At 68.2% G+C, this 12,367-nt stretch carries 15 protein-coding genes; 11 read left to right on the top strand and 4 right to left on the bottom strand.

What is annotated here, in order from left to right:
* Positions 1 to 171: 171 nt before the first annotated feature.
* Entirely contained in the window at positions 172 to 1,299 is a 1,128-nt protein-coding gene (locus ACUN0C_RS04175; protein ID WP_445465066.1) for an S-(hydroxymethyl)glutathione dehydrogenase/class III alcohol dehydrogenase, read from the bottom strand.
* Positions 1,300 to 1,447: 148 nt separating this feature from the next.
* On the opposite strand from ACUN0C_RS04175, the gene ACUN0C_RS04170 reads away from it, so the two are divergent.
* Positions 1,448 to 2,419, top strand: coding sequence for an MBL fold metallo-hydrolase (locus tag ACUN0C_RS04170; RefSeq protein ID WP_445465065.1), 972 nt, complete (start codon positions 1,448 to 1,450; stop codon positions 2,417 to 2,419).
* A 2-nt stretch (positions 2,420 to 2,421) separates the two neighbouring features.
* Here the strand turns inward: ACUN0C_RS04170 and ACUN0C_RS04165 are convergent, their stop codons facing one another.
* The 3 genes from ACUN0C_RS04165 to ACUN0C_RS04155 all read right to left on the bottom strand — a co-directional run bounded on the left by ACUN0C_RS04165 (position 2,422) and on the right by ACUN0C_RS04155 (position 4,412).
* A complete protein-coding gene (locus ACUN0C_RS04165) occupies positions 2,422 to 3,522 on the bottom strand; it encodes a YeeE/YedE family protein (protein WP_445465064.1) in 1,101 nt (366 codons plus the stop codon).
* A gap of 106 nt (positions 3,523 to 3,628) precedes the next feature.
* On the bottom strand, positions 3,629 to 3,979 hold the full coding sequence (locus ACUN0C_RS04160; RefSeq protein WP_445465063.1) for an ArsR/SmtB family transcription factor: 351 nt from the start codon (positions 3,977 to 3,979) through the stop codon (positions 3,629 to 3,631).
* A gap of 49 nt (positions 3,980 to 4,028) precedes the next feature.
* Positions 4,029 to 4,412, bottom strand: coding sequence for a transcriptional regulator (locus ACUN0C_RS04155; protein ID WP_445465062.1), 384 nt, complete (start codon positions 4,410 to 4,412; stop codon positions 4,029 to 4,031).
* Between the two features lie 85 nt (positions 4,413 to 4,497).
* Between ACUN0C_RS04155 and ACUN0C_RS04150 the strand changes: the two genes are divergently transcribed.
* From ACUN0C_RS04150 to ACUN0C_RS04105, 10 genes are all read left to right on the top strand, one after another.
* Positions 4,498 to 5,232, top strand: a complete 735-nt coding sequence (locus tag ACUN0C_RS04150) for a cytochrome c biogenesis CcdA family protein (protein WP_445465061.1) — start codon at positions 4,498 to 4,500, stop codon at positions 5,230 to 5,232.
* Positions 5,233 to 5,243: 11 nt separating this feature from the next.
* A complete protein-coding gene (locus tag ACUN0C_RS04145; protein ID WP_445465060.1) occupies positions 5,244 to 5,825 on the top strand; it encodes a SoxW family protein in 582 nt (193 codons plus the stop codon).
* 133 nt (positions 5,826 to 5,958) lie between these two features.
* Positions 5,959 to 6,423 carry a sulfur oxidation c-type cytochrome SoxX gene (gene soxX / locus ACUN0C_RS04140; RefSeq protein WP_445465059.1) on the top strand — a complete coding sequence of 155 codons (465 nt, stop codon included), beginning with the start codon at positions 5,959 to 5,961 and terminating at the stop codon, positions 6,421 to 6,423.
* Positions 6,424 to 6,449: 26 nt separating this feature from the next.
* Entirely contained in the window at positions 6,450 to 6,905 is a 456-nt protein-coding gene (gene soxY, locus ACUN0C_RS04135; RefSeq protein WP_445465058.1) for a thiosulfate oxidation carrier protein SoxY, read from the top strand.
* Positions 6,906 to 6,920: 15 nt separating this feature from the next.
* A complete protein-coding gene (soxZ, locus tag ACUN0C_RS04130) occupies positions 6,921 to 7,250 on the top strand; it encodes a thiosulfate oxidation carrier complex protein SoxZ (protein ID WP_445465057.1) in 330 nt (109 codons plus the stop codon).
* Positions 7,251 to 7,297: 47 nt separating this feature from the next.
* The gene (gene soxA, locus ACUN0C_RS04125) at positions 7,298 to 8,152 is read left to right on the top strand and encodes a sulfur oxidation c-type cytochrome SoxA (protein ID WP_445465056.1); all 855 of its coding nucleotides are present in this window, start codon (positions 7,298 to 7,300) and stop codon (positions 8,150 to 8,152) included.
* A 91-nt stretch (positions 8,153 to 8,243) separates the two neighbouring features.
* Entirely contained in the window at positions 8,244 to 9,935 is a 1,692-nt protein-coding gene (soxB, locus tag ACUN0C_RS04120; RefSeq protein ID WP_445465055.1) for a thiosulfohydrolase SoxB, read from the top strand.
* 86 nt (positions 9,936 to 10,021) lie between these two features.
* Positions 10,022 to 11,311 (top strand): sulfite dehydrogenase, encoded by a 1,290-nt coding sequence (soxC, locus tag ACUN0C_RS04115; protein WP_445465432.1) that lies wholly within the window; start codon positions 10,022 to 10,024, stop codon positions 11,309 to 11,311.
* A complete protein-coding gene (locus tag ACUN0C_RS04110; RefSeq protein WP_445465054.1) occupies positions 11,295 to 11,972 on the top strand; it encodes a c-type cytochrome in 678 nt (225 codons plus the stop codon). Before soxC ends, ACUN0C_RS04110 begins: the two co-directional genes overlap by 17 nt.
* A 231-nt stretch (positions 11,973 to 12,203) precedes the next feature.
* Positions 12,204 to 12,356 carry a YqaE/Pmp3 family membrane protein gene (locus ACUN0C_RS04105; protein ID WP_445465431.1) on the top strand — a complete coding sequence of 51 codons (153 nt, stop codon included), beginning with the start codon at positions 12,204 to 12,206 and terminating at the stop codon, positions 12,354 to 12,356.
* The last annotated feature ends 11 nt before the right edge of the window (positions 12,357 to 12,367 follow it).

The raw sequence follows: 12,367 nt of genomic DNA, 5'->3' as shown, positions 1-12,367 counted from the left end.
GCCGACGCAACAGCGTGACCAATATGTCACAAATGCGGCGCCGGGACCAGGATGTCGCCTTCGGCCCGCGACCCTGGCTCTCCGGCTGCCCGGCTGCCCGGGGTGCTTTGCAGGCTTGACGCCACGGACATGGGGCAGGGACCGATCAGGCCCCTGCCCCGACGGGTTTCCTCAGTAGACGACGACGCTGCGGATCGATTCGCCCGCATGCATGAGGTCGAAGCCGCGGTTGATGTCGTCGAGCGGCATGAGGTGGGTGATCATCGGGTCGATCTCGATCTTGCCGTCCATGTACCAGTCGACGATCTTCGGCACGTCGGTCCGCCCGCGCGCGCCCCCGAATGCCGTGCCCTTCCACACGCGCCCGGTGACGAGCTGGAACGGCCGGGTGGCGATCTCGGCGCCGGCCGGCGCGACGCCCACCACGATCGACTGGCCCCAGCCGCGGTGGCACGCCTCGAGCGCCTGGCGCATGACGGTGACGTTGCCGGTGCAGTCGAACGTGTAGTCGGCACCGCCGATCTGGTCCGCCTTGGTCTTCGTCATGTTCACGAGGTGGGCGACGATGTCGCCCTCGATCTCGCGCGGGTTGACGAAGTGGGTCATGCCGAACCGCTCGCCCCACTCCTTCTTGGAATTGTTGAGGTCGACGCCGATGATCATGTCGGCGCCGACGAGCCGCAGCCCCTGGATGACGTTGAGGCCGATGCCGCCGAGGCCGAACACCACCGCCTTGGCGCCGGGCTCGACCTTTGCCGTGTTGATGACCGCGCCGACGCCCGTCGTGACCCCGCAGCCGATGTAGCAGACCTTCTCGAACGGCGCGTCCTCGCGGATCTTGGCGACCGCGATCTCCGGCAGCACGGTGTAGTTCGCGAAGGTCGAGGTGCCCATGTAATGGTGCAGCCTCTTGCCCTCGATGGAGAAGCGCGAGGTGCCGTCCGGCATCAGCCCCTGCCCCTGCGTCGCGCGGATCGCGGTGCAGAGGTTCGTCTTGCGCGACAGGCAGGACGGGCATTCCCGGCATTCCGGGGTGTAGAGCGGGATGACGTGGTCGCCCGGCTTCACGCTGCGCACGCCGGGGCCGACATCGACCACGACGCCCGCGCCCTCATGGCCGAGGATGGCCGGGAAGATGCCCTCCGGATCGGCACCCGAGCGGGTGAACTCGTCCGTGTGGCAGATGCCGGTCGCCTTGATTTCGACGAGGACCTCGCCTTCGCGGGGGCCGTCGAGCTGGACGGTGGTGACTTCGAGTGGCTTGCCGGCTTCGAACGCGACTGCTGCACGGACATCCATTCGGTCTTCTCCTTGCTGATGATTGGCAGCTTGGCTGCCGCCTCTTCGGCCGCACATTGCAGCGATCGGCCGCGCCCGCAAGCCGGGGTGTTGACCTCAGCCTCGGAGGCGGCGAAGAATGCAGAAAACCGAATATGAGGAAGCGTCCATGTCCGCCTTGAATAGGGGTGCCGGTCGGAGGCAGCCGATTGCCCTGTCCCGCCGCGAGCTGCTCGCCGGGGGCGCCGCCGTGGCGGCGCTCGCAGCCATGCCGCTCGCGCTCCGTCCCGCCTTCGCCGCCGAGCCGCACAGGATTGCCGTCGGCGAGATGGAACTGACCGTCGTGAGCGACGGCAATCTCGTGCTCCGGCCGGCGAAATTCATCGCCCCCGAAGCGGACGAGGCGGAGTTCGAGGCCCTCATGCAGGCCTACGACCTGCCGCTCGACGAGGTGAAGCCGGCCTGCAATGTCGCGCTGCTGCGAAACGGGGACCGGCTCGTCCTGTTCGATGCCGGCTCGGGCGCCCGCTTCATGGAGAGCGCCGGCCGGCTCGTGGACAATCTCGGCGCGGCAGGCATCGATCCGTCCGAAGTGACGGACGTCGTGTTCACCCACGGCCACCCGGACCACCTCTGGGGCGTCCTCGACGATTTCGACGAGGAGGTCTTTTCGGAGGCGAGCTACCATGTCGCCCGCCCGGAATGGGATTTCTGGATGGCCGATGACGTGCTGTCGCGGCTGCCGGAGACCGCCCACAGCTTCGCCGCCGGCGCGCAGCGGAACTACGAGGCGATCGAGGACCGGGTGACCTTCTTCGAGGCCGGCCAGGAGATCCTGCCGGGCGTCGAGGCGGTCGAATCGTTCGGGCACACGCCGGGCCACGTCTCGTTCGAGCTGCGCTCCGGCAGCGACGCGCTGTTCCTGACCGGCGACGCCATCACCCATCGCGCCGTCTCGTTCGAGCGGCCGGACTGGGCGTCATCGAGCGATCACGACCGCGACATGGGCGCCCGCACGCGCGCCCGGCTCCTCGACCGGCTGGCGACGGAGAAGACCACGCTGCTCGGCTTCCACCTGCCCTATCCGGGCATCGGCCACGCCGAGCGGAAGGACCGGGCGTATCGCTTCGTCCCGGCCTGAACCTATTCGGCGGGCGTGCGCGAGAGGCGCCAGAACAGGCCCCTCAGCGAACCCTCCATCAGCCAGGCGAGGCCGAGCCGCGCCCCGGCGATGATTGCGAGCATCACGATCGGCGCCGAGACGGCGAGCGTGGAGGCCGCCGAGACGCCCTGCCCGATCGTGCAGCCGCCGGCCATGACGCCGCCCACGCCCATCAGCATGGCGCCCAGCATGTGGCGGCGCAGCTCGTGGGCGTCGTCGCAGGCCTCCCAGCGGAGGTCGCGCTGCCGCCGTGAGGCGAGGATTGCGCCGATGAGCACCCCGAAGACGAGCCCGACACCGTAGCTCGGGATCGCGCCCGTGAAGGTCGTGAAGGCCATGAGGGTGTCGGCATAGGTGCCGACGAAGGACGCCGATTCCAGGTTGACCGGCTGCAGCGCCAGCGAATGCGCGCGGATGGTCGAGGTGACGAGCCATCCTGCGGCGACGAGCAGCCCGATCGTGGTGCCGGCAGCGATCTGGAGCCGCTTGTGCCGATAGGCGCGGTCGCGGAACACCCAGAGCAGCATGGCCGCGACGATGGCCGCCGCGAGAAGCAGGCGGGCGTCATGGCCGGTATAGCCGGCGAGCAGGCCGACGAGCGACTGGTCGGCCGCCGGGGCGAGATCGAGCGCGAGCCCCTCGACGAGATTGACGCGGGCGACGCCGATGAGGCCGCGCTCGGCCGCCAGCGCGGAAACGGCGAGGACGATGATGACGATGAGCGAGCGCAGGCTGCCGCCGCCGAGCCGCACGAGCGCCCCGAACCCGCAGGTGCCGACCAGCGCCATGCCGACGCCGAAGGCGATCCCGCCGAGCACCGCTCCGAGGAGCGACAGCCGCGGTTCGAGATAGAAGGACGAGCCGATGTCGATGATGCCGCCGAGGATCAGGGCCTGGGTCGCGCCGATCGCCACCGCCGCGGCGAGTACCCAGGTGCGGATGCCGGTGGAATCGGCCGCGTACCAGTGCCGCTCGAGCGCGCCCAGCGTGCAGAACCGGCTCGCCCGCGCGGCATAGCCGATCCCGATTCCGACGAGCACGCCGAAGACCGGCAGCAGCCAGATGACGTCGAAGCCATGCATCACGGCGTCTCCCCTGCGCCAGCCGCGGCTCTGTCGGCCCCTAGCTGGTGATCGCCGACGGGTCCTTCACCGGGACCGTTTGTCCCGCCCCGTCATCGCCTCGCGTTCAGCCCTCCGGCTGGCGCACGTTGCGGCAGAACAGATCGTACAATGTCGCGATCACGGCGGATACCTCGTCGTCCGCCAGGCTGTAGAAGATCGTCCTTCCGTCGCGGCGCGTGCGCACGAGGCGGTCGAAGCGCAGCCGGGCGAGCTGCTGCGACACGGTCGGCTGCGGCAGCGTCAGGATCTGCTCGAGCTCCGTCACCGACTTCTCGCCCTCCGCCAGCAGGCAGAGGATCAGCAGGCGGCTTTCGTGCGCGAGCGCCTTCAGGAGGTCGCTGGCCTTGCGCGCCTGATCGAGCAGCGCCTCCACATCGGCCGGGGTCTTCGGAGCGGCTGGTTGCGTGAGCGACATTGAATTCCCGACTTTGGATGGCTTGGTTTATTGGTTCTGCAGGCTCGTTCTATTGCGATATATCGCCGCGCTCCGCGGGCGGCAGGCGCGCGATCAGCTCGTCGAGCATCGGCCAGAAGAAGTCGGCGCCCGGATAGCCGCGGATCCGGCCGTACTCCTTGCCGTCGGAGACGAGCACGAAGACCGGCGTGAAGCGCTCCCGCGGGATGCCCTCGAGATCAGCGGGCCAGGGGTCGCGGATGGAGACGCGGCGCAGCGGCGCGATCCTGCCCTCCTCCGTCTTCGGATAGGCGACGCCGATCTCCTCGTCCCAGCGCGCGCACCACGGGCAGGCCGGCTGCTCCAGCATGATCAGCTCCGCGGCGGAAGCCGCGGAGGCGAAGCCGGCGAGCGCGAGCGCAACGGCAATTGGGCGCAGCACGAGTTCTTCCATTCCCTCGGACGCTTCAGATATATAGAAAGAAGCGAATATCTTCCAGCCGTGACGAGATGTGCGGTTGGAGCGGAGGGGAAACATCGTGTTCGACGTGACCGCGCTCGGCGCCCTGACGGCAGGCCTGCTGTCCTTCGTCTCCCCCTGCGTCCTGCCGATCGTGCCGCCCTACCTCGCCTTCCTCGCCGGCGTCTCGATCGACCAGCTGGAGACGCGCGGCGAGGGAAGCGACAGCGGCCGGCGCATCTTTTCCGCCGCCCTCGCCTTCGTGCTCGGCTTCTCGACCGTGTTCGTCGCGCTCGGCGCCACCGCGAGCGTGATCGGGCAGACGGTCGCGCGCCACCTCGACGTGCTGGCCGTCATCGCCGGCGTGCTGATCATCATCATGGGCCTGCATTTCCTCGGCCTGTTCCGGATCGGCCTGCTCTACCGCGAGGCGCGGGTGCAGGTTGAGCGCAAGCCGCCGGGCCTCTTCGGCGCCTATGTCATGGGCCTCGCCTTCGCCTTCGGCTGGACGCCCTGCGTCGGGCCCGTGCTCGCCGCGATCCTGTTCGTGGCCGGAACCGAGGACACGGCGCTGCGCGGCGCGAGCCTTCTCTTCACCTACTCGCTCGGCCTCGGCATCCCGTTCCTGCTGGCGGCCGGGTTCGCGCCGGTCTTCCTCGGCTGGGCGGGCCGGTTCCGGCGCCACATGCCGACGGTGGAGAAGGTCATGGGCGGCTTCCTGGTGCTGACCGGTATCCTCTTCGTGACTGGCCAGATGACCGTCCTGTCGTTCTGGCTGCTTGAGACGTTCCCCGTATTGGGCACGATCGGCTGAGGGAGGAAAGCATGCTGAAGGCCATCGCATTGGCGCTTGCACTGGGCGTCGGAGCCGGCGCCGCGTCCGCCGCGCAGGTCGGCGACGACGGGCTCCACAAGGAGGACTGGTTCACCATCACGTTCCGCGACATGCGCGAGGACATCGAGGCGGCGGCCGAGCACGGAAAGCGGCTCGCGATCATCTTCGAGCAGCGCGGCTGCATCTACTGCCGCAAGCTGCACGAGGAGGTGCTGTCGGACCCGCAGGTGCGTGATTACATCCGCGAGAACTACATGGTGGTCCAGTACAACCTCTTCGGCGACGAGGAGGTGACGGACCTCGACGGCGACGTGCTGACCGAGAAGACGGCGGCGCGGAAATGGGGCGTCGTGTTCACGCCGACCGTCATCTTCCTGCCGGAAGAACCGTCCGACGAGCCCGCGAACCGGGCAGCGGTCCAGACCATGCCCGGCCAGTTCGGGAAGCTGACGACGCTCAACATGTTCCGCTGGGTGCGGGAGAAGGGCTACGAGGGCCAGGAGCACTTCCAGAGCTATCACGCCCGCAAGATCGAAGAGGCGCGCGCCTCCGGAGCCGTGCTCGCGGATTGACGCTTTGAAGTCTTTGCTTGACACATTCAAATAAATGAATTTATCGAGGTACAGAGCGAAATCGCCGACCGGGCTTCGTCCGGACGCATGATCGCCCCAAGCTCGGGCACCAAGAAGATCGGGGGGAACACGCATGAGGAAATATCTCGCAACGGCCGCAGGCGCGGTCTTGGCGCTCGCAAGCGCCGCCAGTGCGGCGGCTCCGACGGCGCCGGGCGACGTGAAGTTCGACGATCTGGAGATCTCGGCTTCGCTGACGGGCCAGCCCGGCGATCCGGCCAAGGGGCGCGAAGTGTTCGCCGGCCGCTCGCTCGGCAATTGCCTCGCCTGCCATGCCAACGCGGATCTCTCCAAGGAGCTCTTCCACGGCGAGGTCGGGCCCGAGCTCACGGACGTGGGCTCCAGGTACGAAGAGGCCCAGCTGCGGGCAATCGTCGTCAATCCGAAGCACGTCTTCGGCGAGGAGACGGTGATGCCGGCCTTCTATCGCATCATCAACGACCAGCGGGTCCGGAAGGACCTCGCGGACAAGCCGATCCTCACCGCGGAACAGGTCGAGGATCTCGTGGCCTATCTGGTGACGCTCAAGGAGCAATAGGCCAGCCGACCAGAGGGAGTACGGAAATGCAGTACACGCGACGCAGTGCGCTGGCCTTCGGCGCCGGAGCCGCGGTCTTCGTGGGAGCCGGCCTCAACGCCGGCATCGCCCGCGCGGCCGCCGAAGACACGACGAAGGCGATCGAGGAATTCTCCGGCGGCAACGCGCCGCAGGCGGGGCGCGTCACGCTCACCGCGCCCGAGATCGCCGAGAACGGCAACACGGTCCCGATTTCGGTGTCGGTCGACGGCGACCTCGACGCCCCCGACGCGGTCGAATCGGTGGTGATCTTCGCCGAGGGCAACCCGAACCCGGGCGTGGTCACCTTCTTCTTCACGCCGCTGAGCGGCAGCGCCGAGGCGTCGACCCGGATGCGGCTTGCCAAGACCCAGAACGTGATCGCGGTCGCGAAGATGCGCGACGGGTCGGTCTTCATGGACAAGAAGGAAGTCAAGGTGACGATCGGCGGCTGCGGCGGCTGATCAGGGAGAACGACAATGGCAGCAAACGTGAAGCCCCGCGTGCGGGTCCCCAAGTCCGCAAGCAAGGACGAAGTGATCACGATCAAGACGCTCGTGAACCACGAGATGGAAACCGGCCTCCGCAAGGACAAGGACGGCAACGTCATCCCGCGGCAGATCATCAACAAGTTCACCGCCGAGTTCAACGGCCAGAAGGTCTTCGAGGCCGACCTGGACGCGGCGATCTCGGCGAACCCGTACTTCGAGTTCAGCGTGAAGGTGCCGGAGAGCGGCACGATGAAGTTCACCTGGGTCGATGACGACGGGTCGACCTACACCGACGAGCAGACGATCGAAGTCCAATAAGAGGCGGCTCCGCGCGACGGCGCCCGCACCCAAGGGGGGAAACGGGAATGAAGAGACATCTCGGGGCGGTCGGGGTCGGATTGGCGGGGCTCATGCTCCTGGCCGCGCCGGCAGCCGCCCAGGACAGCGACAAGCTGGTCATCAATGGCGAGCTGGAGATGATCACGCGGGCGCCCGCGCCGGAAGGCGTGCCGTTCGACGAGCTCATCTCCGGCTGGCACTATCGGGAGGACGAGACGCAGGCGCTCGAGACCGACGATTTCGACAATCCCGGCATGCTGCTCGTGGAGCGGGGCCGGGAGCTGTGGGACGAGGTCGACGGCGCCGCCGGCAAGTCCTGCGCGAGTTGCCACGGCGACGCCGCGGAGAGCATGAAGGGCGTCGGCGCGAAGGCGCCGTTCTGGAGCGCGTCGGCCAACAAGCCGCACAATCTCGAGCTCCAGATCAACGAGTGCCGGACCGAGCGGATGCAGGCCGAGCCCTACAAGTTCGACGCCACCGATCAGATCGCCATGACGAGCTTCCTGCGGCACCAGTCCCGCGGCATGCCGGTCAAGCTCGACCTCGACGAGGGCGACATGAAGGCGTGGTGGGAGCGCGGCAAGGAGCTCTACTACACCCGCTTCGGCCAGCTCGATTTCGCCTGCGCGAGCTGCCACGAGGCTAATTCCGGCAAGTATCTGCGCGCCGACTTCCTGAGCCAGGGCCATACCAACGGCTTCCCGACGTACCGGCTCAAGGACGCGACCCTGATCTCGACCCACAACCGCTTCCGCGGCTGCATCCGCGACACGCGTGCGGAGCCGTTCGAGGCGTTCTCGGACGAGCTGATGGCGCTCGAGGTCTACGTCGCATGGCGCGGCAGCGGGCTGTCGGTCGAGACCCCGGCGGTCCGCCACTAAGGCGCCGCCGGACGCACGACCCGCGCCAGATTGACGGCGGGCAGCGCTCGCTGCCCGCCGCACTTTTTTCCGATCTTCATTGAGGTCAACGATGATTTCACGTCGCGAATTCCTTCAGGCCACCACCGCGGCCGCCGCCATCGTCGGCGCCAGCGGCTTCGGCGGCTGGGCCAGGCTCTCCGCGCAGCAGGCGCTGAGGGAAGACGATCTCCTGGCGTTCGAGCCGATGGGGAACGTGACGCTGGTCCACCTGACCGACATCCACGCCCAGCTGAAGCCGGTCTATTTCCGCGAGCCCGACATCAATCTCGGCGTCGGCGACGTGGCCGGCAAGCCGCCGCACGTCACCGGCGAGGCGTTCCTGAAGATGTTCGGCATCGCGCCGGGGACGCCGGAGGCCTATGCGCTCACGTCGGTCGACTTCGTTTCGCTCGCGAAGAGCTACGGCCGGATGGGCGGCATCGACCGGATCGCCACGGTGCTGAAGCGCATTCGCGCCGAGCGCCCGGACCGCACGCTGTTCCTCGACGGCGGCGACACCTGGCAGGGCAGCTACACGGCCAACCAGACCGGCGGCGAGGACATGATCACGGTCATGAACGCGCTCCAGCCGGACGCCATGACCGGCCATTGGGAGTTCACCTACGGCACCGACCGGGTTCAGGAGGTGGTGGACAGCCTGCCCTTCCCGTTCCTGGGCTCCAACATCTACGACGACGAATGGCAGGAGCCCGCGTTCGAGCCCTGGAAGATGTTCGAGCGCGGCGGCGCCCGCGTCGCCGTCATCGGGCAGGCATTCCCCTACACGCCGATCGCCAATCCGCGCTGGATGATCCCGGGATGGTCGTTCGGCGTCCGTGAGGACGACATCGCCCGGCACGTCCGGGAAGCGCGGGAGGAAGGCGCCGATCTCGTCGTGCTCCTGTCGCACAACGGCTTCGACGTCGACCGCAAGCTCGCCAGCCGCGTCGAGGGCATCGACATCATCCTCACCGGCCACACGCACGATGCGCTGCCGGAGCCGGTGCTCGTCGGCAAGACCGTGCTCGTCGCCTCCGGCTCGCACGGCAAGTTCGTGTCGCGGATCGACGTCGAGGCGAGCGGCGGCGAGATGAAGGGCTTCCGCCACCGCCTGATCCCGATCTTCTCCGACGTGATCGCGCCGGATCCGGAGATCGCCGCCCTCGTCGACGAAGTCCGCGCCCCCTACGAGGCGGAGCTCGCCCGGGAGCTCGGGACCACCGAAAGCCTGCTCTACCGGCGCGGCAATTTCAACGGCACCTGGGACGACCTGATCTGCCAGGCGCTGATCGAACAGCGCGACGCCGAGATTGCGCTCTCGCCGGGCTTCCGCTGGGGCACCACCCTCCTCCCCGGCCAGCCGATCACCGTCGACGACATGCACACGACCTGCGCGATGACCTATCCGGAGGCCTACCGGTCGAAGATGACCGGGGACATGCTGAAGGCCATCCTGGAGGACGTCGCCGACAACCTCTTCAACGTCGACCCCTACTACCAGCAGGGCGGCGACATGGTGCGCGTCGGCGGCATGGGCTACCGGATCGACCCGGCGGCGTCCGTCGGCAACCGCATCAGCGACATGACGATCCTGAAGTCGGGCGAAGCCGTCGACGCCGCCAGGGAATACGTCGTGGCCGGCTGGGCCTCCGTGAACGAAGGGACGGAAGGGCCGCCGGTCTGGGACGTCGTCGAGGGCCACATCGCCGAGCACAAGACCGTGACGATCGAGCCGAACCGGTCCGTGATCGTCGCCGGGTAGCGGCGGAAAGCCGCACGACGGCCGGGCTGCACCTTGATATATGCAAGAAACAGAATATGAGAACGCGAAAGCCAATGGAGGATCGCATGGGCGGCAAGAGCTCAGCGCCTGATCGGACACTCACCTCGCGCCGCGGCTTCCTCACCGGCGTCGCCGCCGGAACGACGGTTGCTGCCGGGGTCCTCGCCGGCCGGCCCGCCGCCGCGGCGGAGTCCGACCCGGCCATAACCGAACTGCCGGACTGGAGCCGCTACCTCGGCGACGGCGTGGCGGTCAGGCCCTACGGCCAGCCCTCGCAGTTCGAGGCCCATGTCGTCAGGCGCGACGTCGCGTGGCTGACCGCCTCCCCGGAATCCTCGGTGAGCTTCACGCCGCTCCATGAGCTCGACGGCATTCTCACGCCGAACGGGCTCTGCTTCGAGCGCCATCACGCCGGCATCGCCGAGGTCGATCCGAACCAGCACCGGCTGATGATCAACGGCCTGGTCGACCGGCCGCTCGTCTTCACGATGGACGACATCAAGCGCTTCCCGCGCGAGAACCGCGTCTACTTCCTGGAATGCGCCGCCAACAGCGGCATGGAATGGCGCGGCGCGCAGCTGAACGGCTGCCAGTACACCCACGGCATGGTGCACAGCGTCATGTACACGGGCGTGCCGCTGAAGCGCATCCTCGAGGAGGCCGGGCTCAAGACCAATGCCGCCTGGGTCATGCCGGAAGGCGCCGACTCCTCGGCCATGAACCGCTCCATCCCGCTGCAGAAGGCGCTCGACGACTGCCTCGTCGCCTTCAAGATGAACGGCGAGGCGCTGCGCCCCGAGCAGGGCTACCCGCTCCGCCTGGTCGTGCCCGGCTGGGAAGGCAACATGTGGGTGAAGTGGCTCCGCCGCATCGAGGTCGGCGACGAGCCCTGGCACACCCGCGAGGAGACGTCGAAATATACCGACCTCCTGGAGAACGGGCAGTCGCGCCGCTTCACCTGGGTGATGGACGCCAAGTCCGTCATCACCAGCCCCTCCCCGCAGGCCCCGCTCAACCACAAGAAGGGCATGACGGTGATCTCCGGCCTCGCCTGGTCGGGGCGCGGAACGGTGAGCCGGGTCGACGTGTCGCTGGACGGCGGCCGCAACTGGCATTCCGCCCGGCTCGACGGGCCGGTCCTGCCGCGCGCGGTCAGCCGCTTCTATTACGAGTTCGACTGGGACGGCTCCGACCTTCTGCTGCAGTCGCGCGCGATGGACGACACCGGCTACGTGCAGCCGACCAAGGACGAGCTCCGCGCCGTGCGCGGCGTGAATTCCATCTACCACAACAACGGCATTCAGACCTGGCACGTCCGGTCGAATGGGGAGGTCGAGAATGTCGAGGTTTCGTAAGCCGTTGATCGCGGCGGGCCTCGCCGCGCTCACGCTCGCCGCGCCCGCCATCGCAGGGCCGCTCGGGATCGGTCGCGAGGCGACGCCCGACGAGGTCGCCGCCTGGGACATCGACGTCCGCCCCGACGGCCAGGGCCTGCCCGAAGGCCGCGGCACTGTCGCCGACGGCCAGGACCTCTTCGAGGAGCGCTGCGCCGCCTGCCACGGCGTGTTCGGCGAGGGCGAGGGCCGCTGGCCCGAGCTCGCCGGCGGCCAGGGCACGCTGACCGACGAGCGTCCGGTGAAGACGATCGGCTCGTTCTGGCCCTATCTCTCGACCGTCTTCGACTACGTGCACCGCGCCATGCCGTTCGGCGATGCCCAGTCGCTCACCCCGGACGAGGTCTATGCGCTGACGGCCTACCTCCTCTACCTGAACGACATCGTCGACGACGAGGAGTTCGAGCTGAACCGCGAGAACTTCGCCTCCGTGCGCCTGCCGAACGAGGCGAACTTCATGGACGACGAGCGCCCGGACACGCCGGTGCTGAAGGCCGGCGAGGAGCCCTGCATGTCGGATTGCAAGCCTGCGCAGCCGGAGATCACCATGCGGGCCCGCATCCTCGACGTGACACCCGGCGCGGCTGGCGGCGAGGAGAGCGGCGCTGGCGCCGTCGACTGACGCCCGGCCTCGTTCCCCGTTCCTCGTCTCTCCCTCCCGGCCCACCGGCGGTTCCTCCCGCCGGTGGGCCGTTCCCGTTCGGCGGAACCGCCGAAGGCCCGCATTCATTCGTCTCCCGAGGGGCAAGCGCCCGCACATGCTCGGAGAAGACCAGTGACCGCTCACCACGACACGCCTGCGACGGACCGCTACGGACGCCCGGTCGCGCGCCGCACCGCGACCGGCGGCGACGTGATCCGGATCCTCTTCGCGATCCTGCTGCCGCCGCTCGGCGTCTTCCTGCAGGTCGGCATCGGCATCCAGTTCTGGATCAACATCCTGCTGACCCTGCTCGGCTACATCCCCGGCATCATCCACGCCGTCTGGATCATCCTCAGGCGCTGACCGGAATCCGG

This window comes from Faunimonas sp. B44 (genome assembly GCF_052655945.1).
This window is presented reverse-complemented; position numbering and strand designations above follow the sequence as displayed.